Raw genomic sequence first — 21,861 nt, 5'->3', positions numbered from 1 at the left:
GCACGCTCAGGCAGCACACACAGGACGGGAACGGGCAATGACAGCCACACCGGAGCAGGCGCAGCTGTTCGCGCAGACCTTCGACCGGTTGGTCGCCAACGTGAGCGTGGCGATCGTCGGCAAGGAGCACACGGTGCGCCTCGCGCTCACCTGCCTGCTCTCCGAGGGGCACCTCCTGCTGGAGGACTACCCGGGGACCGGCAAGACGATGCTGGCCAAGGCACTGTCCAAATCGGTGCAGGGCACCAACTCCCGCATCCAGTTCACCCCGGACCTGCTGCCCTCCGACGTCACCGGTGTGACGATCTACGACCAGCGCAAGCAGGAGTTCGAGTTCCACCGCGGCCCGGTGTTCCACTCGATCCTGCTCGCCGACGAGATCAACCGCGCCTCGCCGAAGACCCAGTCGGCGCTGCTGGAGGTCATGGAGGAGGGGCGGGTCACCGTCGACGGCGTCGGCCACGAGGTCGGCAAGCCGTTCATGGTGATCGCCACCCAGAACCCGATCGAGCAGGCGGGCACCTACCGGCTGCCCGAGGCGCAGCTCGACCGGTTCCTGATGAAGACCAGCATCGGCTACCCCGACCACACCGCGACCGTGGCGCTGCTGTCGGCCGCCTCGGTGCGCGACCGGTCCGTCGCCGTGCAGCCGGTGATCTCCTCGCAGGTGGTCTCGCAGCTCGCCGCGACCGCCGACCGCGTGCACGTCGACGCCGCCGTCCTGTCCTACGTCACCCGCATCGCCGAGGCCTCCCGCGAGCACGAGCACGTGCGCCTGGGTGTCTCCGTGCGCGGTTGCCTCGCCTACGTGCGCTGCGCCAAGACGTGGGCGATGACCAAGGGCCGCAACTTCGTCACCCCCGAGGACGTCAAGGAGTTGGCGCTGCCGGTGCTCGGGCACCGCATCCTGCTCAACGCCCAGGCCCAGTTCGACGGGGTTTCCGTGACCGACGTGATCGAGAAGTTGCTCGCCGACGTCGCCCCGCCCGTCGCCCGGGGCTAGGTCGTGGGTGGGCTGGCGGAGGCACTCCGCGCGGTAACGCCGATGGGCTGGGTCGTGGCCGTCTGCTCGGTCCTGTCCTGGATCGCGGGCGGTGTGCTCGGCTGGACCGAGCTGGTGGTGGCGGGCGTCGCCGGGCTGCTGGTCTTCCTGGCCTGCCTGAGCTGGGCGATCGGGCGCAACCTGCTCGCCGTGCGGTTCACCCTGGACAAGGAGCGGGTGGTCCGCGGCCGACCGGCCACCTGCGTGGTCGAGGTCGCCGGTCAGCGCGCGGGCGCCCGGCTGCTCGCGATGGAGCTGGAGCTCTCGGTCGACGACGAGGTGCACGTGGTCGAGGTGCCCGGTCTGGTGGCCGGGCAGGTGCACAGCGAGTTCTTCCCGATCCCGACCGAGCAGCGCGGCGTCATCACGGTCGGCCCCGCGGTGACCGTGCGCGGCGACCCCCTGGGCGTGCTGCGCCGCACCGTCGAGTGGGGCGGCACCCGCGAGCTGTTCGTGCACCCGGTGACGGTCGCCCTCGGCCCGCTCGGCGCGGGCATGCTGCGCGACCTCGAGGGCTACACCACCACCGACCTGTCCACCAGCGACCTGGCGTTCCACACGCTGCGCGAGTTCGCCCCCGGTGACGACCGCAGGCACATCCACTGGCGCTCCTCGGCCAAGCTCGCCTCCTCGGGGTCCGACGGCAAGTTCCTGGTCCGCCAGTACCTCGACACCCGCCGGGCGCGCCTGGTGATCGCCGTCGACGGCGACCGGGCCGCCTACGCCAGCGACGACGACTTCGAGAACGCCATCTCGGTCGCGGGGTCGCTCGCGCTGCGCGCGGTGGAGGACGACATCGACCTGACCCTGTTCGCGGGCGGCCAGGTCGTGCACGACGCGGTCGCCCAGTCCGCTTTGGACGGTCTGGCCCGGGTCAAGCCGATCACCATGGGCCTCGACGACCTGACCACCCGCGCCGCCCAGCTCGCCCCGGACGCCACCGTGGTCGTGGTGGTCGCGGGCGGCTCGCGCACCTTCCCGGAACTGCTGCGGGCCTGCGGGCAGTTCCCCTCCGACATCCGCCGCGCCGCGATCACGGTGGCGGCGACCGGGAACGCGGGCATCACCGAGAACGTGGGACTCACCGTCGCCGCCGTGCGCGACCTGGACGATCTGCGGGCCGTGCTCGCGGGAGGGCCGCTGGCATGACCGGTTCCACTGCTCCCCGGCGCTCCGTGGTGCCGACCCGCGCTGACCTCGCCGACGCGGCGTACCTGACGTTGTTGTTCACCGTGGCGCTGGTCGGGTTCACCACCAGCTACACCGGCTGGCCGTTCCTGTGGACCGGGCTCGCGGGCCTCGGCTTGGGTCTGCTGGTCGGGCACGTCGCCAACGTGCTCAAGCAGCCGCTGGTCACCGTGGTCGCGCTGACCGTCGCGGTGTTCTTCCTGCTCGGCGGCGCCGTGGTCATGCGCGAGCGGGCCGTCGCGGGCTTCCTGCCCGGTCCCGACGCGCTCGGCGGCCTCGCCCAGTCCAGTGTGGACAGCTGGAAGCAGCTGCTCACCACCCTGCCGCCGGTCGACAGCGGGCCGCTGCTGATCATCCCGTACATCCTCGGCCTCGTCTGCGGTGCGGGCGGTTTCACGCTGGCCAGGCGGGTCCGGGTCAGCGCGGCACCGGTCGCGGCGCCCGCGCTGGTGATGATCGCGGTCATCCTGCTCGGCACCTCGTCGCCGACGCTGCCGACCGTGCTCGGCGGGATCTTCGCCGCGCTGAGCCTCGGCTGGATCTCGGTGCGGGCCAGGCGCAGGCGCCGCCAGTTGCGCGACGGCGCGCGGCGGGCGACCCGGGTCATGTCCGCGGCCGCGCTGGTCGGCGTGCTCGCGGGCCTCGCGGTGCTGGCTGGCCCGATCCTGCCCGGCGCGGGCGGGCACCGGACGGTGCTGCGGGAGTACATCACCCCGCCGTTCGACCTCAACGCCTACGCCAGCCCGCTGGTCGGTTTCCGCAAGTACACGAAGAACGCCAACCAGCTGCACGACCAGACGCTGTTCACCGTCACCGGCCTGCCCGAGGGCGGCCTGGTCCGCATCGCCACCCTCGACGACTACACCGGCACGGTGTGGGGCGCGGGCGGCGGCAGCGCGGAAACCGTTCCGGGGCAACCGAAGTACGGCTTCCAGCGGGTCGGCACCCGCATCCCGCCGACCGCCAAGGGGCCGCGGGCCACCGTCGAGATCGAGATCGGCGCCGCCTACGCGACCGCCGACGACGTGAACGCCTGGCTGCCCACCCCCGGCGCCCCGACCGCGATCCGCTTCGCCGGTACCACCGCGCGCGGGCACTCCGAGAGCTTCCGCTACAACCTGGCCACCACCTCGGGCATCGTCGCCGACCGGCTGCGCACCGGCGACAAGTACACGGTGGACACCATCGTCGACACCGTCGAGGTGCCCGCCGACCCGCAGCCCTTCGGCAGGCCGACGGTCGAGCAGTCGGCGTACCAGTTCGTCACCGCCAAGACCGGTACCTGGGCGGCGAAGGCGTCCGACCTGGGCGGCAAGCTGAAGGCGGTCGCGAGCTACCTGCGCGACAACGGCGCCTACAGCGACGGCGGCCCGGGGGAGACCGAGTACCTGCCCGGCCACAGCGTCGGCAGGCTCACCAGCTTCCTCAACGCCCAGCGCCCGGTCGGCGACGACGAGCAGTACGCGGCTGTCTTCGCGCTGGTCGCCAACCAGCTCGGCATGCCTGCCCGGGTCGTCCTGGGCGCCCGGCCCGGCCCCGGCGGCGTCGTGCGCGGCGAGCACATCCAGGCCTGGGTGGAGATCCACCTGACCGACGGCCGCTGGGCGCAGGTCATGAGCAGCGAGTTCATGCCGGACCGGTCGAAGAAGCCGGACAAGATCCCGCCGCAGCAGTTCGAGAACACCGAGGCGTCGATCGTCCCGCCGCCCAACACCGTGCACCCGCCGAGCTCGCTCACCGACGCCAGCCGGGTCGACCCGAACGTGGGCCGCTCCGCCTCGGCCAAGGGCGACGAGGGCTGGGAGATCCCCGGCTACCTGCTCACCATCATCACCTGGGCGGGCCCGCCGATCGGCCTGGTCGCGCTGGTCTGCACGGTGATCATCGGTGGCAAGGCGCTGCGCAGGCGCCGCCGCAGGTTGCAGGGCGAGCCCGCCGCCCGGGTCGCCTCGGGGTGGCAGGAGGTCATGGACCGCGCCCGCGACCTCGGCACCGCCGTGCCCGCCGGGCTCACCCGCCCCGAGCAGGCCACCACCCTGGGCGACGCGACGGTGCTGCGGCTCGCCCGCGCCGCCGACGCGACCGTCTTCGGCCCGATCGACCCGAACGACGCGGCCGCGACCAGGTTCTGGTCGTCGGTCGACGAGGTCCGCAAGCAGCTCGGCGCCGGGGTGAGCCGGTTCCGCAGGCTCAAGGCGGCGCTGAGCCTGAGCACGGTTCGGTTGCGCCGCGGCTGAGTTTTCCCCAGGGTGGGGATGGGCCTGTGTATAGATCGACTTCGGATGGCGGCTTGACAGCGCCGTCCCCACCCGCAATAAACCCGGTCCCCCGTGGTGGTCTTACACTTAGGTAAGCCTTACCTATCGGGGGTTCATGGTGCGTACCCGCTCGTCCACCCCGGCGGAGTTGATCGCCGCCGCGCCCGGGGACTACTTCTACCTGGACACGCCGACCCACCGGTGGTTCGCCACCGGGGTGGCGGCCCGGGTCGTCATCGACCGCGACGCCGTGCACGTGTGGACGGCCACCACCTCCGACGTCGAGCCGTGGGTCGACCCGCTGCGCCAGGTCGTCGACCTGCTGAACTCGGCCGTCGGCGGCGCCCTGGGTGGCAGCGGTGGTGGTGGTGGTGCCGGGGGTGCTGGTGGCTGTCCCGACTGGCGGGCGTTCGGCTGGGCCGAGCCGGAACTGGGGCACGCGCTCGCCGGGCGGCCCGACCTCGTCGGCGGTGACCAACCCCTGCTCCACCTGGTGGTGCCCACCAGGATGGTGGACGTCACACCATCACTTTCCGTCGCGGGCACTGGGCCGATCGCGGCCTTCCGGCTGGGCTGCACCACGCGCGAGGTGTCGGACGGTCACCACGTGGCGACCGGGTTCCGCAGCTTCCCCAGCCTCGTCGGCGAGTGCGCCGGTGCGATCTTCACCCTGGACTCTCGAACCGGGCTGGCCGACGTGATAAGGATAGGCTAAGCAAAGTTTCGAGTTGGAGGTCCCCACATGCGGGTCGTCATGTTCGGTTTCCAGACCTGGGGGCACCGCACCCTCGAGGCGCTGCTCGCCTCCAGCCACGACGTCGTCGCCGTCGTGACGCACCCGCCTGGCGAGGGTGTCTACGAGAAGGTCTGGAGCGACTCGGTCGCCGAGTTGGCCGAGGCGAACGGCGTCGAGGTCATCGTGCGCGAGCGGCCGGACGACGACGAGCTGTTCGACCGGCTCACCGAGCTCGCCCCGGACGTGATCGTGGCGACCAACTGGCGCACCTGGATCCCGCCGCGCATCTTCAACCTGCCCAGGCAGGGCACGCTCAACGTGCACGACTCGCTGCTGCCGACCTACGCCGGGTTCTCCCCGCTGATCTGGGCGCTCATCAACGACGAGCCCGAGGTCGGCGTGACCGCGCACATCATGGACGACACCCTCGACGCCGGGCCGATCGTGCTGCAGCGCGCGGTGCCGGTCGGGCCGCGCGACACCTCGGCCGACCTGTTCGCCAAGACCCTGGCGCTGTTCGGCCCGATCACCGTCGACGGCCTCGCCGAGATCGAGTCCGGTCGCACCGACTTCACCCAGCAGGACCGGTCCAGGGCCAGCTTCTTCCACAAGCGCGCCGAGGAGGACCTGCGCGTCGACTGGACCTGGTCGGCCGAGGAGCTCGACCGCCTGGTGCGGGCCCAGTCCGCGCCCTACCCGAGCGCGTTCTGCTTCCACCGCGGCAAGCGCCTGGAGATCGTCGCCGCGCGGGTGTCGGAGGCCAACTACGGCGGCACCAACGGCCGGATCTTCTACCGCGAGGGCGACGGCGTGGCGATCGTCGCGGGTCCCGAGGCGCGCCGCGGCCGCAACCGCGCGCTGCTGGTCACCCGGGTCCGCACGGCCGACGGCACCGAGCTCGCCGCGCACGACTACTTCAAGCACATGGGCGGCTACCTCACCTCGCGCCCCTGATCCGCACCCGAGGAAAGGTCTGTCCACAGTGAACACCCTGGAAACGCTCAGACCGGGTCGGGTCGCCAGGCCGCAGCTGCGCCGGGTGCTGCCCGACGACCTCAGCGCCGCGCTGCTGGCCGACGTCCCCGCCTACCACGGCACCGACACCGCCGACCTGCTGTGCGCCGCGCTCGTCGTGGCGGTCGGCGACCGCGGCACCGTGCGGACCGCGGCGTCTACGGGCGGGCTCGCCCGCACCGTCCGCAGGCTCACCGCGGCGACGGACCTCGCGGTCATCGGCTTCCACTACCCGACCGACGGCACCGAGCCGGAGGTGAGTGGGGCGGTCGACGTGGTCGTGCGCGTCGTGGCCGGGCAGATCGCCTCGACCTGGTCGTGGCGCGCCGATGCCCGCACCGAACGCGCCGTCGTCGACCTGGCAGGCACCTGGTGCGACGCCTTGGCGCGGTTGGCCGCCGGGGCCCGCTCGGTGAGCCCGATCCCCAGTGCCATGGACAAAGAACCGGCCAGCGTCGCTGTGGACCTACCGGGCGCGATCAGTCCCAATGCGGTGCGCAAGGCGATCGACGCCGTCGCCTGCCGGTACCCCTACCTCGCGACGGGACGGCGGGTCGTCGGCGGCTCGGTCTTCGCGGTTCGAGGCGCGGGGACCTCGTTGCGCTGCACCCGGTCGGATCCGTTCCACCCGGACTGGACGCCGGTCGTCCAGTTCGAACTCGTCCGCACCGGAGCCGCCCGCACCCGGCTCACCATCGCGGCGAACCCGCTGCTCGTCGGCGACCTCACCGGCCTCGCGCGGGAGGTGCGCGCGGAACTGGCGGGAGATCCAGACCACGTCTCGGCCGGCGGCATGGACTCCGCGGCCACCGGTAATTAGGTTAGCCTTACCTGCACTTGTCGACGAAGGGACCCCGGTGACCAGCGACGCTCTGCCGCACGAGGTGCGCGACGTGGTGGGGATCGGCTTCGGCCCGTCCAACCTGGCCCTGGCCATCGCGGTCCACGAGCACAACCGGCGGCACCCGGAGCGGGCGGTCGACGCGCTGTTCCTGGAGCGCCAGGCCGGGTTCGGCTGGCACCGCGGCATGCTGATCGACGACGCGACCATGCAGGTGTCCTTCCTCAAGGACCTGGTCACCATGCGCGACCCGGCCAGCGACTTCAGCTTCCTGTGCTACCTGCGCGACCGCGACCGGCTCGCCGAGTTCATCAACCACAAGACGATGTTCCCGCTGCGCACCGAGTTCCACGACTACTTCGAGTGGGCGGCGGGCCGGGTCGAGGACCTGGTCCGCTACGGCGCCGAGGTCGTCTCGGTCCGCCCGGTCGAGGTCGACGGCGAGGTCGCGCACTTCGACGTCGCCGCCAAGGACGCCGAGGGCCGGATCAGCACGGTCCGCGCCCGCAACGTCGTCATCGCGACCGGGCTCAAGCCGAAGCTGCCCGCCGACGCGGTGCCCTCGGAGCGGGTCTGGCACAACATCGAGCTGATGCACCGGGTCGAGCGGTTGGCCGGGACCGACCCGCACCGGGTGCTGGTCGTGGGCTCCGGGCAGAGCGGCGCGGAGACCGTCGCCGAGCTGCACAGCGTCCTGCCCCGGGCCCAGGTGTGCGCGGTGTTCGCCCGCTACGGCTACGCGCCAGCCGACGACAGCCCGTTCGCCAACCGGATCTTCGACCCGCGCGCGGTCGACCACTTCCACGGCGCCTCGGCCGAGGTCAAGCAGATGCTGCTGGACTACCACCGGAACACGAACTACTCGGTGGTCGACATGGACCTCATCGAGGAGCTCTACCGCCGCGAGTACCGGGAGAAGGTGACCGGGCGCAAGCGGCTGGACATCCGCAACGCCTCCCGGGTCACCTACACCCGCGAGACCGACGAGGCCGTGTACGTGACGGTCGAGTTCCTGCCCACCGGGGAGACCGAGGTCCTGGAGTGCGACGCGGTGGTCTACGCCACCGGGTTCCAGACGCCGGACCTGTTCGACCTGCTCGGGCGCGCGGCCGCGGTCTGCGAGCGCGACGCGGCGGGCAACCCGCTCATCGGGCGGGACTACCGGGTCCGCACCGGCGGCAACGTCACCGCGGGCGTGTACCTGCAGGGCGCCGAGCACAGCCACGGTCTCACCGCGACACTGCTGTCGACCACGGCGGTGCGGGTCGGTGAGATCCTCGACTCGATCCTGCGCGGCGGCCCGGTCGAGGCGCCGGTCGAGCAGCGCGGCGCCGAGCGCCGGGTCGCTGTCACTCAGTAACCGCCGCTCAGCAGTTGGTACTCAGCGGTCCACCGGCAGCGGCGCGGTGTCGGGCGGGTTCAGTACTTTGGTGCCATGGCAACACTGGTGACTTTCCACGCCCACCCCGACGACGAGTGCATCAACTGCGGTGGCGTCATGCGCAAAGCGGCCGACGAGGGCCACCGGGTCGTGCTGGTGGTCGCGACCCGCGGTGAACTCGGCGAGGTCGAAGACGGGTTCCTCGCCCCGGGGGAGGACCTGACCACGCGCCGGGTCGCCGAGACGCACGCGGCCGCCGACATCCTCGGTGTGTCGCGTGTGGAGTTCCTCGGCTACACCGACTCCGGGATGATGGGCGAGCCGTCCAACGACACCCCCGGCACCTTCTGGACCGCCTCGGTCGAGGAGGCCGCGGCCAGGCTCGCCAAGATCCTCGTCGACGAGTCGGCCGACGTGCTGACGATCTACGACGACAACGGCGGCTACGGCCACCCCGACCACATCCAGGTCTACCGGGTCGGCAAGCGCGCGGCCGAGCTCGCGGGCACCGCGCGGGTGTACCAGGCGACCGCGAACCGCGACGACGTCCGCAAGCACATGAGCGAGGCCGCCGCGGCCGACGGGGACGACTCGTTCGGCCCGCCGGAGGAGTGGGAGATCGGCAAGCCGCTGGCCGAGCTGACCGCCCGGGTCGACGTCAGCGCGCACGTGGCCGCCAAGCGGGCCGCGATGCGCGCGCACGCCAGCCAGATCTCCGAGGAGAGCTTCTTCCTCGCCATGCCCGACCCGGTCTTCGCCGAGGCGTTCGGCGTGGAGTGGTTCATCCGCGAGGGGGCCGGGCCCGGCATCACCGAGACCGACATCATGGCAGGCCTCTGAGCTGGCCCCCGGCCGCCACCATCGGGTGAACAGCCTGGTCGGCGGCCGCGCGGTCGGCTTACCTTGCCGACCATGTCCGCCTTCGACGACATGGTCCGCCGGGTCGCGGCCGACCGGCCGGGGTCGATGGCGGCCCTGCGCGCCCGGTTGCTGACCCAGCCCCGCGAGTGGCTGGTCGACCAACTGCTGGCCACCCTCGGCCCCCTCGACGGCTACCGCCCGCGCCCGGTCGAGCTCGACGAGCGCCTGCTGGTCGAGCACACCGCCCGCCTCGGCGCCTGGGACACCAGCGCCTGCCTGCTCGCCCCACCACCCCCGGCCGGACTCATGATCGGCCCGGCCGCGCGCACCGCGGCGGGCGACGAACTGCTCGCCGGGGCCAAAGACCTCCTGCACGCCCTGTTGTCCGGCACAAGCGGCCTCACCCCGGTCCGCCGAGCCCGCCTCGCGCTGACCCTGCCCGACCGCAAAGCCGCCCAGCTGGGCTTCCTCGGCCCCGCCGTCACCGCCACCGCAGTCGGCCACGGCGAGACCGCCCTCCTGCTCGACTACCCAGAAGTCGCCGCCAACCTGGTAGGCGACGCCGTGGTGGCCGCCCTCCGCGTGGTCAACGGGCTAGAGCTCAACGAGGAAGTCCTCTACGCCCGCAAAGCCGATGTGGACTCCACCTCCCTCCTCTAGCCCCCCACCCCCACCTCCACCCCACCCGCCCAGCAAGCCCCGGTGCCACCCCAACCTCCGTCAGGTCCGCCCCACCCCACAGTGCCAGCCACCGGCCACTCGGAAGCCGAAGCTGCCAACCCAGCCCCCGTCAGGTCCGCCCCAACCCACCCGCTCAACCCCGCGCTCCTCGGAGCCGCCGGTGCCAACTGCTCGATGGGGCGGACTTCCTTTGCGCGGGGGGACGACACCCGTAGCGTTTCCTCGCGGCAGGGCCATGCTTTTCGGCCCCTGCTTTGCGGACCTGCCACGGGTGTCGTAGGGGCCCCGCGCAAAGGAAGTCCGCCCCATCGAGCCAACCGCATTGCCCCCCTCCCACCGCACTCCCAACCCTCCCACCGCATTCCCACCCCGCACCGCACTCCCAGCCCCCCAACCGCATTGCCAGCCACCCAGCCGCACTCCCAACCCGCCACCGCACCCGCCCCCACGCCCGCCGCAACGCCAAAGACGATCCGACACACGCCCAACGCCCAACACACAGCCAACGTCCGCCCCCTAAGCGAGAATCACCGGGCAGCAACCGCGACCTCCGAGGAGTCCCATGCCGTTCCCAGCCGCGCCCTACCGCGCCGAGGAGAGCCGCTACGACCGCACCGCCTACCGCAGGTCCGGGCGCAGCGGGCTGAAGCTGCCGCCGGTCTCGCTCGGCCTGTGGCACAACTTCGGCGACGACCGGCCGTTCGAGACCGGTCGCGCCATCCTGCGCCGCGCCTTCGACCTCGGGGTGACCCACTTCGACCTGGCCAACAACTACGGCCCGCCCTACGGCAGCGCGGAGGCCAACTTCGGCCGCGCCCTCGCCGCCGACTTCAAGCCCTACCGCGACGAGATCGTCGTCTCCACCAAGGCGGGCTACGACATGTGGCCCGGCCCGTACGGGGAGTGGGGCTCGCGCAAGTACGTCCTGTCCTCTTTGGACCAGTCGTTGACCAGGCTCGGCCTCGACTACGTGGACATCTTCTACTCGCACCGGTTCGACCCGGACACCCCGCTGGAGGAGACGGTCGGCGCGCTGATCACCGCCGTCGAGCAGGGCAAGGCGCTCTACGTCGGTGTGTCGTCCTACTCGCCGACCGCCACCAAGCGCGCGGCGGAGATCCTTCGTGGTGCGAACATCCCACTGCTGATCCACCAGCCGTCGTACTCGCTGCTCAACCGCTGGATCGAGGCCGGGCTGCTCGACACCCTCGACGAGCTCGGCGCGGGCTGCATCGCGTTCTCCCCGCTGGGGCAGGGCCTGCTCACCGACCGGTACCTCGACGGCATCCCCGAGGGCTCCCGCGCCAGCCGCGACTCGTCGTTGTCGCCGTCGCTGATCTCCGAGGAGAACCTGGCCCGGGTGCGCGGGCTCAACGAGGTCGCCCGCCTGCGCGGCCAGTCGCTCGCCCAGCTCGCCATCGCCTGGGTGCTGCGCGATCCGCGGGTGACCTCCGCCCTGATCGGCGCCAGTTCGGTCGCGCAGTTGGAGGCCAACCTCGCCGCGGTGGACGCGCCGCCGTTCACCGACGACGAGTTGGCCGAGATCGACCGGTACGCGGTGGATTCCGGCATCAACCTGTGGGCCACCTCCAGCGAGGCGGGCTGACCTTTAACACGGCGCCGGTGCGGGGGGCAACCGAGCTGTTGCCCTCCTCACCGGTGATCCGCTGAAACCCCAGGTAGCCGCAGGGGTGCGGGTTTCCCCCGTCCACAACCGTCGAAACTTCGCTGTTACGTTCCCTGGGTATGTCCGGGGAAACGCACGACGCCGTGATCACCGAGCCGTCCACAGAGGACGGCTCCGAGCTGTGGCGGATCGCCCGCGATTCGCGCTCGCTAGACCTGAACTCCTCTTACGCCTACCTGCTCTGGTGCCGCGACTTCGCCGACACCTCCGCGGTCGCCCTCGTCGACGGCCGCCCGGTCGGCTTCGTGATCGGTTTCGTCCGGCCCGCCGCGCCGGACACCGTGGTGGTGTGGCAGATCGCCGTCGACGGCGGTCAGCGCGGCAAGGGCCTGGCGGCCAAGCTCCTCGACCACCTGCTCGACCGGCTCGCCCCGCGCGGCGTGCGGCACCTGGAAACCACCATCACCGCCGACAACGCGGCCTCCATCGCGCTGTTCAGCGCGCTGGGCAGGCGCCGGGGCGCGCCGGTGCGCCGGGCCGACCTGTTCGCCGCCGACCACTTCCCGGACGAGCACGCCGCCGAGGACCTCTACCGCATCGGTCCGCTGGCGCCCGTGCCCGCTCTGGTCTGACATTCCCGCTGGGGAGGGAGATTTCCGCGATGAGTGTGTTCGAGACCCTCGAGTCCGAGGTTCGCAGCTACAGCCGGGGCTGGCCGGTCGTGTTCGACCGCGCGGTCGGCAGCCACCTCTACGACGAGTCCGGGAAGTCCTATGTGGACTTCTTCGCGGGCGCGGGCGCGCTGAACTACGGGCACAACAACCCGGTCCTCAAACAGGCGGTCGTCGACTACATCATGCGCGACGGCGTCACCCACGCCCTCGACATGAACACCGCCGCCAAGCGGGACTTCCTGGAGTCGTTCCGCGACATCGTGCTGGAGCCGCGCGAGCTGGACTACAAGGTCATGTTCCCCGGCCCGGCAGGCGCCAACGCCGTCGAGGCAGCGCTGAAGCTGGCCCGCAAGGTCACCGGCCGCGAGTCGGTCGTCAACTTCACCAACGCCTTCCACGGCATGACGCTCGGCGCGCTGTCGGTCACCGGCAACTCGATGAAGCGCGGTGGCGCGGGCATCCCGCTGGTGCACGCCACCCCGATGCCATTCGACAACTACCTCGACGGGCAGGTCCCGGACTTCCTGTGGCTCGAGCGGCTGCTGGCCGACAGCGGCAGCGGGCTCAACGAACCCGCCGCGGTGATCGTCGAGACCGTGCAGGGCGAGGGCGGCATCAACGCCGCCCGCGTGGAGTGGTTGCGCGGCCTCGCCGACCTGTGCCAGCGGCACGGCATGCTGCTGATCGTCGACGACGTGCAGATGGGCTGCGGCCGCACCGGCCCGTTCTTCAGCTTCGAGGTCGCCGGGATCAAGCCGGACATCGTCTGCCTGTCCAAGTCCATCGGCGCGTTCGGCTTCCCGATGGCGCTCACCCTGCTGCGCCCCGACCTCGACGTCTGGGAGCCCGGCGAGCACAACGGCACCTTCCGCGGCGTGAACCCGGCGTTCGTCGCCGCCACCGCGGCGCTGCGCACCTACTGGACCGACGACACCCTGGAGAAGGGCACGCTGGCCAAGGGCGAGCAGGTCGAGCGGGTCATGCACGGCATCGCCGAGGCGCACCCGGACGCGCGGCTCAAGGTCAAGGGCCGTGGCCTCGCCAGGGGACTGCGCTTCACCGACGGCGCGACCGCGGGCGCGGTCTGCCGTGCCGCTTTCGAACGCGGGCTGCTGATGGAGACCTCCGGCCCGGACGGCGAGGTCGCCAAGGTCATGCCCGCGCTGACCATCACCGACGACGAACTCGACGCGGGACTTCGGATCCTCGTCGACTCCGTCGCCGCGACGCTGCAAGGGGGAACCGCGTGATCGTGCGGACCATCGCCGACATCACCGACACCGACCGCGACGTCAAGACCGAGCACTGGCGCAGCAAGCGGATCATCCTCGCCGGGGACGGGGTCGGCTTCTCGGTGCACGAGACCACGCTGTACCCGGGCGCGGTCAACGACTTCTGGTACGCCAACCACGTCGAGGCCGTCTTCGTCGTCGAGGGCGAGGGCGAGTTGCTCGACAAGGAGACCGGCGAGACCCACCAGCTCGCCCCCGGATCGCTGTACCTGCTCGACGGCAACGAGCGCCACCAGGTGCGACCGCGCACCGAGATGCGGACCGTCTGCGTGTTCAACCCCCCGGTCACCGGCCGGGAGGTGCACGACGAGGACGGCGTCTACCCGCTGATCACCGAGGAGGCCCGATGACCCTGACCGACACCCGCGTGCACGACCGCTACCCCACCCGCACCGCCGAGCCCCGCGCGCCGTTCGGTCGCGCGGAGCCGACGGTCTGGGGTGGCCTCACCGGCCCGATCGACCCGGCGACGCTCGCCGCGCACGACACCCACGGCTACTCCAGGCACGAGGCCCTGCTCGGTCCGGACGAGGTCGCGGCCTTCCGCGCCGAACTCGACCGCTTGGCGGGCGATGACGCGGTGCGCGCCGACGAGCGCACCGTCGTCGAGCGCGCCACCGACGAGGTCCGCTCGATCTTCGAGGTGCACCGGATCAGCGAGCTGGTCGCCGAACTCGTCCGCGACCCGCGGGTGCTCGGCCGGGCGCGGCAGGTCCTGGGTTCCGAGGTCTACCTGCACCAGAGCCGGGTCAACTACATGCCCGGCTTCCAGGGCAAGGGCTTCTACTGGCACTCGGACTTCGAGACCTGGCACGCCGAGGACGGCATGCCCGTGCCGCGCGCGGTGAGCATGTCCATCGCGCTCACCGACAACTTCCCGTTCAACGGCGGCCTGATGGTGATGCCCGGCTCGCACCGCACCTTCGTGCCGTGCGTCGGGGAGACCCCGGCCGAGCACTACAAGGCGTCGTTGACCGAGCAGGAGATCGGCGTGCCCAGCCAGGCGGCGATCACCCGGCTCGCCGCCGAGCACGGCATCGACCAGTTCACCGGCGCGGCGGGCTCGGCGCTGATGTTCGACTCGAACCTCATGCACGGCTCCGGCAACAACATCACGCCGTTCCCGCGCTCGAACATCTTCCTCTGCTTCAACTCGGTGGCCAACGCCCTGGTCGACCCGTTCGCCGCGCCCCGGCCCCGGCCCGGTTTCATCGCGTCGCGAACCTTCGCCGCGCTAAGCAGGTGACCCCTACGTGATCATGCGTAATCCATCTGTTACCATTTGCGAGCGCTCCGCGCACCGTTGATCAAGAGCTGGTCGGGGTTCCCACTCGGGGTGAACCCGACGTGCTGTCGACCAACCGCGCGGAGTACGGCCCCGCGCCCACCGAGTCGGGATCGGTCGGGTGGCGGGGCCGACCCATGTCCGCAGCGCGGTGGGGCCGAGCCATGTCTCAGCGCGGTGGGGCCGTCCCATGTCTCAGCGAGGTGGGGCCGACCCATGTCTCAGCGCCGCGGGGGCGGCCCATGTTCGCGGTTGGTCGAAGTCGTCCCGTATTCACACATCCACCACCTGTGGACCAGGTGTGGCTGAGCCTTTTGGCCGGGGCCGTTCATATCGCCGATCCATACCGGTTAGGCCATCCGGTTGACTAGTGCCACAACCACTCCCACGGATTCGCGCACGCCCTAGGTTTGTCGCGGGAGCGCTGGGAACCGGCTTTAGGGGAGTCGGTCCGATCGGGGGGTGGTACCGAGTGGCGCACGTCGCGCTCGCGCGTCCGGAACAGGACGGGCCGCGGTTCTGCGTGTTGGGTCCGGTGTGCGCGCTGGTGGGGGCGAACACGCTGGTGCCGGGTGGGCCGGGATTGCGCGGCCTGCTGGCGATCCTGCTGCTGGAGCCCAACCAGGTCGTCTCGGTCGAGCACATCATGGATGTGCTGTGGGATCACGAACCGCCCGCGACCGCGCGCACCATCGTGCAGGGCTACGTGTCCAGGCTGCGCCGCTGGCTGTCCACAGTGGACCCGACGCGGGAGACCAGGATCCAGACCGCCGGGCCGGGCTACCGGCTGGCCGTCGACGAGGGCCGCATCGATGTCGCGCTGGCCCGCGAGTTGCTCGCCGAGTCGCGCGACCGCGCGGCCAACGAGCGGGCCGACCTGCTGGCCACGGCGCAGGGCCTGTGGCGCGGGCCGGAGCTGTCCGGGATCGGCGGCCGGGTCCGCGCGCCGGAACTGGCCGAGTTGCGGCTCACCGTGCTGGAGGCGCGCCTGGACGCCGACCTCGAACTCGGCCGCCACTACGAGGTCATCGGTGAACTGGCCGCGCTGGTCGACACCCACCCGTTCCGCGAACACCTGGTGGGCCAACTGGTGCTCGCCCTCTACCGCTCCGGCAGGCGCGCCGCGGCCCTGGAGATCTACCAGCGCTTCGCCCACCGCGCCGCCCGCGAACTCGGCCTGGACCCCGGTCCCGGTCTGCGCGAGTTGCACAGCCGGATCCTGCGCGACGACACCGCCCTGCTCGAACCGCGCCCGTCGCCGGTCATCGCGCCCCGGGTCGGCGTGCTCACCCCGGCCCAGTTGCCAGCCGCGCCACCGGGTTTCACCGGTCGCGACGGCGAACTCGAGTGGCTGGACGGCATCCGGGACAACGCCGACGGCACCGCGCCCGCGATCGCGGTCCTGGTCGGCTCCGCGGGTGTCGGCAAGAGCGCCCTCGCCGTCGTGTGGGGAACCCGCGCGGCCAAGGCGTTCCCGGACGGCAGGCTCTACGCGTCGCTGCGGGGTTTCGACCCCCGGCACGAACCGGTCGAACCCGCCGAGGTCCTGGCGCGGTTCCTGCTCGCGCTCGGCGTCGCCGCGGAGCACATCCCGGCGGACCTCGCGCAGCGCACCGCGTTCTACCGGTCGCTGCTGGCGGACCGGCGGCTGCTGGTGGTGCTCGACGACGCCAGGGACTCCGACCAGGTGCGGTCGCTGCTGCCCGGCGGTCCCGGGTCGATGGTGCTGGTCACCAGCAGGCGCAAGCTCGACGGCCTGGTGGCGCACGGGGCGGCGTTGCGCGTGCTGGGAACCCTGCCCCCGGTCGAGGCCGAGGCGGTCATCGAGCACGCGGCCGGCCCGCCAGCCGAGCACGAACGCGCGCTGCGCACCAGGTTGGCCCGGCTGTGCGACTACCTGCCGCTCGCCCTGCGGGTCGCGGGCGCCCGGCTGGCGGTCAGTCCACAGTGGTCGTTGCGCGAGTTGGTCGCCGAGCTCGCCGACGAGCGCACCCGCCTGGGCGCCCTGCGCGCGCACGACGTGGACACCGGCGTCCGCGCCGCCCTCGACCTCACCGTCGGTGGTCTGGACCCGGCGCTCGCCGAGGTGCTGCGCCTGCTCGGCGCGGTCCCCGGGCCGACGTTCGGGCCGCACCTGCTGGGCGCCATGGCGCGGACCAGCCCGGAGACCGCGCGCGAGCGGCTGCGCGGGCTGGCGGCGCTGTTCCTGGTCACCGAGTCGGACCCGGACGTCTTCGGCATGCACGACCTGGTCCGGCTCTACGCCAGGGAACTGGGCGGCGCCGACGACCTGCTGCCCGCGGTCCTGCGGTTCTACCTGGTCGCCGCCGACCTGAGCCGCAGGCACCTGCGCGCGGCTGGCGACGACCTCGACCACGCCGACACCGAGCCGGACGTGCCGCGCCCGGCGGTGCGCGGCCGCGAGGACGCCCTCGCCTGGTTCGAGCGCGAGTGGCCGAACCTGGTCGCCGCCGCCGAGGCCGGGGCGAAGGCGGGCCTGCACACCCAGGTCTGGCAACTGGCCAGGATGGCCAGCGAGTTCCGCCGGGTCCGGCCCCGCCGCGACGACTGGGAACACGTCCTGCGCTTGGGTCTCGCCGCCGCGAAGGCCGCGGGCGACCGCCGCGGTGAAGTCCTCATGCGCCTGAGCCGCTGCGTCCTGCTCACCCGCTTCGACCAGGAGCACGAGACCGTCGCCGATGCCGAGCGAGCGGTCGCCATCGCGACCGAGTTGCGCGACGCGAAGCTGATGGCGATGGGGTTCAACACCGTCGCCAGCGCGCTCTACGGCCAGAAGCGCTACAGCGAGGCGCTCGCGGGTTACCGGAAGGCCCTGGAGCTGTCCGGTCGCGCGGGCTACCGGCTGGGCGAGGCGAACCTGCTCAACAACATTGCCCAGGTGCACCGCAACCTGGGCGCCCCAGCCGAAGCCGTTGGACCGCAGGCCCAAGCGGTGTCGATCTTCCGCGAGGTCGGCGACCTGGGTTTCGTCGGACTCGCGCTGGCCAACCTCGCCGAACTCGAGCACGAGCTCAACCTCCCCGAGGCGGCCGAGACGCACTCCCGCGAGGCGATCGCCCTCGCCGAGGCGAACGGGCTCGACCTGACCGAGGCGTTCGCGCGGGAGGTCCTGGCCCGGGTCCACCGCGACCGCGGCGAGATCGCCGAGGCCCGGGTGGAGCTGACCCTCTCCCTGGAGCTCTACCGCCTGGTCCAATCCCCGGCCGCCGACGCCGTCCAAGCCGGACTGGCGGCCCTGCCCACCGACGTTTAGCGAACGCTTAGCCGCGCCCGGTCACCAGCCGGCACCCTCTCCGCGCAGGGTGACCCAGGGTCACCCAGGGCCGCGGCGGGAGACAATTGGGGGTGCGGCCCGACGTACCGGCCGGCGCTCTCGGGGGAGGGAGAGCCGGCCGGTCGTCGTTTCCCGACCGTCCACTCACCCGCCCCCCGCGCCGACCGGCCCGGGTGCCCTAAACCGACCGCGAACGCTCCACAGTGGACTCGTAGGCGCCCGCCTCGTAAGCGCCGCGGACCGGCATCAGCTCCGGCCGCTTCGGGTGCAGCCCGTCCCCGAGCGACTCGCCGGTGATCTGCCGCCGCACCCACGGGATCAGGTGCGTGGTCGTCCACGCCAGGTCGTCCTGGCGCAGGCGCAACCACGGCCTGCGCGCCTCCAGCGGCAGCGGCTCCCGCCAGTCCTGGGCCACCGCCACGTCCAGCACCTCCGCCGCGCGCAGCGCGATCCGCCGGTGCCCCTCGGTCGAGAAGTGCAGGCGGTCGTCGCACCAGGAGCGGCGGTCGTGCAGCACGCCCATGGACCACAGGTCGACCAGTCGGGCGCCGTGCCGCTCGGCGATGGCGTGCAGGTGTCCGTTGTAGATCGCGATCTTGCCGCGGAACCGGCGGATCAGCGGCTGGACCTTGGGGTCGGGCCCGGTGAAGATCAGGACCTCGCTCCCCGCCGCGCGCAGCCGCGCGACCGCGGTGTCGAACAGGGCGGCCACGTCGTCGACGTCGGTGCCCGGGGTGATGATGTCGTTGCCGCCGCCGCAGAGGGTGACCAGGTCGGGGCGGGCAGCGACCGCGATGTGCAGCTGCTCCTCGACGATCTCCCGCAGCATCTTGCCGCGCAGCGCCAGGTTCGCGTACCGGAACCCGGGCCGCTGACCCGCCATCAGCTCGGCGAGCCGGTCCGCCCAGCCGACGTAGTTGCCGTCGGCGCCGACGTCGCTCATGCCCTCCGTGAAGCTGTCCCCGACCGCGATCCAGCTGTTCCACCCATGCACAGCCCGACCTCCCCTTCGACCTCGACAGCCCGCCGACCCAGCGGGCCCAGTTGCCCCAGACAACCAACGCGGTCAGTATGCCCCGGTATTCCCGGCGGGTCGTCAGCGCAGAGTATGACCCCACGCCGACACGGGACCAGCCAATAGCGACCCGCGCGGGCGTAATGGCAGGCTGGGGGCGTGACCGACTCCCTGGCCGAGCTGCTGGGCGGCAGGCGCGGCGCCGTCGACGCGACCGTGCCGCCGTTGGCCTTCGCCGCCGTCTGGCTGCTCTCCGACGCGATCGGTTGGGCCATCGCCGCCGCGTTGGTGGCCGCCGCCGTCGTGGCCGGGATCCGGGTGTCGCGCGGCGGCAAGGTCACCGCCGTGGCGGGCAGCATGACGGCCGTGGTCGTCGGTGCCCTCGTGGTGCTCTACACCGGTCGGGCGGAAGACTTCTTCCTCATCCAGCTGCTCTCCAACATCGGCAGCGCCCTCGCCTGGGCGGTGAGCGTCCTCATCCGCTGGCCCCTGCTGGGCGTCGTCGTCGGCCTGCTGCTGGGGCAGCGGTTCCGGTGGCGCCGCGACCCCGCGCTGGTGCGCGCGTACGGCAGGGCGAGCTGGGTGTGGGTGCTCCTGCAGTACACGCTGCGCACGGCCGTGTTCGGTGCGCTCTGGTGGCTGGGCGACGTCGCCGCGCTCGCGATGGCCCGGGTCGCTCTCTCCTGGCCGCTGGTGGCCCTGGTGATCGCCGTTAGCGCTGCCGTCCTGCGCAAGTCGCTACCGGACGACCACCCGGGCCTGCGTCACCCGCGCGTCCCCGAAGCCGCCGAGAACTAGTGGGTCGGGCCACTAGAGGCTGGGCCGCAGCGCATCGGGGCCGAAGGCGTCCAGCGATGCCAGCCAAGCGGCACCTACCGTCCCGTCCTTGGCGTCCACGACCTCTTGCCCTACCAGCAGGTCCCGCACCCGGGCTCCCACGGCCGTCTGCATGACCGCGCCCGCGAGTACAACCGGTCCGCCCTCGTGCACGGCGAGTGCCTGCGCGGCCAGTGATTGCGCCGCCCGCTCCACGATCCCGTGCGCCACCGGGTCGTCCACCGAGGAGGCCAGCGGGGCGAAGCGTGCCAAGCGGATCGGTTCCTCCCGGTTCACCTGGCGGATCAACCGCCCGAACGGGATCCTCGGGTCGCCGTCGATCGGTAGCCCCGCCGAGGTCAGCACGGCCTGCGGCAGCGGTCCCAGCGGCTTGCCGCTCTGCAGCGCGTACAGCGTGACCCGCACGGCTTCCCGGCCGATCCAGAACGCCGAGCCCTCGTCGCCGAGCAGCCAGCCGAACCCGCCGTAGGTGGCGACCCGCTCGCGCCCGGCGATCCGGCTCGCGATCGACCCGGTCCCGGAGATCAGCACCGTGCCGAAGGCCGACGAGGTCCCGGACGCGAAGGCCACCTCCGCGTCGGACACCACCCGCGGCCGCAGCAGCTCGAACACCACGTCGAACTCGGCGGCCACCGCCGGGTCCAGCAGCGCCGACGACCCGGCCATCCCGATCACGCACGACTCGGCCTGCGACCCCGACAGCGCCGTGTTCGCCGCCGCGAGCAGCTGCGCGGCCGCGGCGGCCGGGCCGTTGGTGTTCGGGTTCCCGCCGCCAGCCACGCCGCGGCCGACCACGTCCCCGGCGGAGTCCACGGCCAGCGCGCGGGTGGTGCTCCCGCCGATGTCGACGCCCAACGCGACCCCGGTCATCGGACCGCTACTCCGTTCGGCGTAACATGACCTTGCCCGCTCCGCTCCACCCCCTCGGCGGAGCGGGCTCCCAACATCACCGACCTCGCGCTGTGCTGCTCGGCCTCGACCTCGCGCACCCGCAGCGGGTCGCCGCAGGAGGCGCAGGTCACCACCGCGTGCGTCTCGTGCCCGCAGGTGCGGTGCCGCAGCCGGACCGGGCGGTCCTCGGTCAGCCAGCGCTCACCCCAGTGCATGATCGCCGCGAGCGCGGGCCAGAAGTCGCGGCCCATGTCGGTGAGCACGTACTCGTAGCGCACCGGCCGCTGTTGGTAGGGCTCCCGGCGCAGCAGACCGGCACCGACGAGCCGGTCCAGCCGCTCGGTGAGCGTGTTGCGGGCGATGCCCAACTCGGCCTGGATCCGGTCGAACCGCCGGACTCCCAGATAGGCCTCCCGCAGCACGAGAAGGGTCCACTGGTCGCCGAGCAGGTCCATCGCGCGGGCGATCGAGCACGGCCACTGCGCGAACGAGGTCCTCCGCATCTGCCCAGTCTAGGAACCCGGGCGGCCCGGCGGAACGTCGATCACCTCGTGCGGGTGACTTTCGCCCGCGGCCCCGGTGGGCCCGCCCGGGTCCGACAACCCCAGGGCGGGGCCGCCTGTCAAGATCCGCCCGACCCGTTCGGCGGCCGCCGCGGTGTCACCCGATGGGTCGCGGGCGCCTCGCCCTGGGCCGCTTCGACGGCCAAGATGTTCGCGCGACCCGCGGTGGTGATCGCCGCCACACCTGTGTTCGCGCTCACTGCCGCCCCCGGTTGCCCGTCCACTTCGGTCACCACGGCCACCGCGACCAGCGGGTTGGCCGCGCTCGCGGCGGCGGCGGCCCGACTCGAGAACCACCCGACCGGATGACAGCCCGAGGGCGTGCAACGGACAAATCGGACGGCACGCCGAACGTGTCCACTTGCGCGCCCGGCACCGCT

20 protein-coding genes are annotated in these 21,861 nt (G+C 72.1%); 17 read left to right on the top strand and 3 right to left on the bottom strand.

Annotated features, from left to right (window positions below; all coding sequences use genetic code 11):
* The first annotated feature begins 37 nt into the window (after window positions 1-37).
* The 15 genes from LV75_RS21955 (at window position 38) to LV75_RS21885 (ending at window position 18,154) form a co-directional block, all read left to right on the top strand.
* Window positions 38-1,003, top strand: a complete 966-nt coding sequence (locus LV75_RS21955) for an AAA family ATPase (RefSeq protein ID WP_253888866.1) — start codon at window positions 38-40, stop codon at window positions 1,001-1,003.
* A gap of 42 nt (window positions 1,004-1,045) precedes the next feature.
* Window positions 1,046-2,191, top strand: a complete 1,146-nt coding sequence (locus LV75_RS21950; protein ID WP_253888865.1) for a DUF58 domain-containing protein — start codon at window positions 1,046-1,048, stop codon at window positions 2,189-2,191.
* Window positions 2,188-4,467, top strand: a complete 2,280-nt coding sequence (locus LV75_RS21945; RefSeq protein ID WP_253888864.1) for a transglutaminase TgpA family protein — start codon at window positions 2,188-2,190, stop codon at window positions 4,465-4,467. The genes LV75_RS21950 and LV75_RS21945 overlap by 4 nt, the downstream gene beginning before the upstream one ends.
* Window positions 4,468-4,603: 136 nt before the next feature.
* Window positions 4,604-5,203: a hypothetical protein gene (locus tag LV75_RS21940; RefSeq protein WP_253888863.1), complete on the top strand. Its 600-nt coding sequence runs from the start codon at window positions 4,604-4,606 to the stop codon at window positions 5,201-5,203.
* A 27-nt stretch (window positions 5,204-5,230) separates the two neighbouring features.
* The gene (locus LV75_RS21935; RefSeq protein WP_253888862.1) at window positions 5,231-6,178 is read left to right on the top strand and encodes a methionyl-tRNA formyltransferase; all 948 of its coding nucleotides are present in this window, start codon (window positions 5,231-5,233) and stop codon (window positions 6,176-6,178) included.
* 28 nt (window positions 6,179-6,206) lie between these two features.
* Window positions 6,207-7,058 carry a hypothetical protein gene (locus LV75_RS21930; protein WP_253888861.1) on the top strand — a complete coding sequence of 284 codons (852 nt, stop codon included), beginning with the start codon at window positions 6,207-6,209 and terminating at the stop codon, window positions 7,056-7,058.
* A gap of 37 nt (window positions 7,059-7,095) precedes the next feature.
* On the top strand, window positions 7,096-8,439 hold the full coding sequence (locus tag LV75_RS21925) for a lysine N(6)-hydroxylase/L-ornithine N(5)-oxygenase family protein (protein ID WP_253888860.1): 1,344 nt from the start codon (window positions 7,096-7,098) through the stop codon (window positions 8,437-8,439).
* Window positions 8,440-8,514: 75 nt separating this feature from the next.
* Entirely contained in the window at window positions 8,515-9,300 is a 786-nt protein-coding gene (locus LV75_RS21920; protein ID WP_253888859.1) for a PIG-L family deacetylase, read from the top strand.
* Window positions 9,301-9,372: 72 nt separating this feature from the next.
* Entirely contained in the window at window positions 9,373-9,981 is a 609-nt protein-coding gene (locus tag LV75_RS21915) for a hypothetical protein (RefSeq protein WP_253888858.1), read from the top strand.
* A 583-nt stretch (window positions 9,982-10,564) separates the two neighbouring features.
* Window positions 10,565-11,608 carry an L-glyceraldehyde 3-phosphate reductase gene (mgrA, locus tag LV75_RS21910; RefSeq protein WP_253888857.1) on the top strand — a complete coding sequence of 348 codons (1,044 nt, stop codon included), beginning with the start codon at window positions 10,565-10,567 and terminating at the stop codon, window positions 11,606-11,608.
* 140 nt (window positions 11,609-11,748) lie between these two features.
* Window positions 11,749-12,261, top strand: a complete 513-nt coding sequence (ectA, locus tag LV75_RS21905; RefSeq protein ID WP_253888856.1) for a diaminobutyrate acetyltransferase — start codon at window positions 11,749-11,751, stop codon at window positions 12,259-12,261.
* Between the two features lie 29 nt (window positions 12,262-12,290).
* Window positions 12,291-13,553, top strand: a complete 1,263-nt coding sequence (gene ectB, locus LV75_RS21900) for a diaminobutyrate--2-oxoglutarate transaminase (protein ID WP_253888855.1) — start codon at window positions 12,291-12,293, stop codon at window positions 13,551-13,553.
* Window positions 13,550-13,945, top strand: a complete 396-nt coding sequence (locus LV75_RS21895) for an ectoine synthase (protein ID WP_253888854.1) — start codon at window positions 13,550-13,552, stop codon at window positions 13,943-13,945. Before ectB ends, LV75_RS21895 begins: the two co-directional genes overlap by 4 nt.
* Window positions 13,942-14,841, top strand: coding sequence for an ectoine hydroxylase (gene thpD / locus LV75_RS21890; RefSeq protein ID WP_253888853.1), 900 nt, complete (start codon window positions 13,942-13,944; stop codon window positions 14,839-14,841). The genes LV75_RS21895 and thpD overlap by 4 nt, the downstream gene beginning before the upstream one ends.
* Window positions 14,842-15,352: 511 nt before the next feature.
* Window positions 15,353-18,154 (top strand): AfsR/SARP family transcriptional regulator, encoded by a 2,802-nt coding sequence (locus LV75_RS21885; RefSeq protein ID WP_253888852.1) that lies wholly within the window; start codon window positions 15,353-15,355, stop codon window positions 18,152-18,154.
* 199 nt (window positions 18,155-18,353) lie between these two features.
* Here the strand turns inward: LV75_RS21885 and LV75_RS21880 are convergent, their stop codons facing one another.
* A complete protein-coding gene (locus LV75_RS21880; RefSeq protein WP_253888851.1) occupies window positions 18,354-19,169 on the bottom strand; it encodes an SGNH/GDSL hydrolase family protein in 816 nt (271 codons plus the stop codon).
* A 180-nt stretch (window positions 19,170-19,349) separates the two neighbouring features.
* Here LV75_RS21880 and LV75_RS21875 point away from each other — a divergent pair, with 180 nt between their 5' ends.
* Entirely contained in the window at window positions 19,350-19,988 is a 639-nt protein-coding gene (locus LV75_RS21875) for a DUF3159 domain-containing protein (protein ID WP_253888850.1), read from the top strand.
* 12 nt (window positions 19,989-20,000) lie between these two features.
* Here the strand turns inward: LV75_RS21875 and LV75_RS21870 are convergent, their stop codons facing one another.
* Together LV75_RS21870 and LV75_RS21865 are read right to left on the bottom strand one after the other, a co-directional pair.
* Entirely contained in the window at window positions 20,001-20,897 is an 897-nt protein-coding gene (locus tag LV75_RS21870; protein ID WP_253888849.1) for an N-acetylglucosamine kinase, read from the bottom strand.
* A complete protein-coding gene (locus LV75_RS21865; RefSeq protein WP_253888848.1) occupies window positions 20,894-21,421 on the bottom strand; it encodes a winged helix-turn-helix transcriptional regulator in 528 nt (175 codons plus the stop codon). Before LV75_RS21865 ends, LV75_RS21870 begins: the two co-directional genes overlap by 4 nt.
* Window positions 21,422-21,628: 207 nt before the next feature.
* Here LV75_RS21865 and LV75_RS21860 point away from each other — a divergent pair, with 207 nt between their 5' ends.
* Window positions 21,629-21,790 (top strand): hypothetical protein, encoded by a 162-nt coding sequence (locus tag LV75_RS21860; protein ID WP_253888847.1) that lies wholly within the window; start codon window positions 21,629-21,631, stop codon window positions 21,788-21,790.
* Window positions 21,791-21,861 lie beyond the last annotated feature (71 nt).

Source organism: Actinokineospora diospyrosa, assembly GCF_024171925.1.
GTDB classification, from domain to species: Bacteria; Actinomycetota; Actinomycetes; order Mycobacteriales; family Pseudonocardiaceae; genus Actinokineospora; species Actinokineospora diospyrosa.
Note: the sequence above shows the minus strand (reverse complement) of the source record. Positions and strands in the feature narration are given on the sequence as shown.

What these genes read in the sequence shown, in the direction of transcription:
- LV75_RS21950 (WP_253888865.1), top strand. Translation starts at nt 1,046, where the DNA reads ATGGGCTGGGTCGTGGCCGTCTGCTCGGTCCTGTCCTGGATCGCGGGC.
- LV75_RS21860 (WP_253888847.1), top strand. Translation starts at nt 21,629, where the DNA reads ATGTTCGCGCGACCCGCGGTGGTGATCGCCGCCACACCTGTGTTCGCG.
- mgrA (WP_253888857.1), top strand. Translation starts at nt 10,565, where the DNA reads ATGCCGTTCCCAGCCGCGCCCTACCGCGCCGAGGAGAGCCGCTACGAC.
- LV75_RS21935 (WP_253888862.1), top strand. Translation starts at nt 5,231, where the DNA reads ATGCGGGTCGTCATGTTCGGTTTCCAGACCTGGGGGCACCGCACCCTC.
- LV75_RS21940 (WP_253888863.1), top strand. Translation starts at nt 4,604, where the DNA reads ATGGTGCGTACCCGCTCGTCCACCCCGGCGGAGTTGATCGCCGCCGCG.
- thpD (WP_253888853.1), top strand. Translation starts at nt 13,942, where the DNA reads ATGACCCTGACCGACACCCGCGTGCACGACCGCTACCCCACCCGCACC.
- LV75_RS21945 (WP_253888864.1), top strand. Translation starts at nt 2,188, where the DNA reads ATGACCGGTTCCACTGCTCCCCGGCGCTCCGTGGTGCCGACCCGCGCT.
- LV75_RS21915 (WP_253888858.1), top strand. Translation starts at nt 9,373, where the DNA reads ATGTCCGCCTTCGACGACATGGTCCGCCGGGTCGCGGCCGACCGGCCG.
- ectB (WP_253888855.1), top strand. Translation starts at nt 12,291, where the DNA reads ATGAGTGTGTTCGAGACCCTCGAGTCCGAGGTTCGCAGCTACAGCCGG.
- LV75_RS21870 (WP_253888849.1), bottom strand. Translation starts at nt 20,897, where the DNA reads ATGACCGGGGTCGCGTTGGGCGTCGACATCGGCGGGAGCACCACCCGC.
- LV75_RS21955 (WP_253888866.1), top strand. Translation starts at nt 38, where the DNA reads ATGACAGCCACACCGGAGCAGGCGCAGCTGTTCGCGCAGACCTTCGAC.
- ectA (WP_253888856.1), top strand. Translation starts at nt 11,749, where the DNA reads ATGTCCGGGGAAACGCACGACGCCGTGATCACCGAGCCGTCCACAGAG.
- LV75_RS21920 (WP_253888859.1), top strand. Translation starts at nt 8,515, where the DNA reads ATGGCAACACTGGTGACTTTCCACGCCCACCCCGACGACGAGTGCATC.
- LV75_RS21865 (WP_253888848.1), bottom strand. Translation starts at nt 21,421, where the DNA reads ATGCGGAGGACCTCGTTCGCGCAGTGGCCGTGCTCGATCGCCCGCGCG.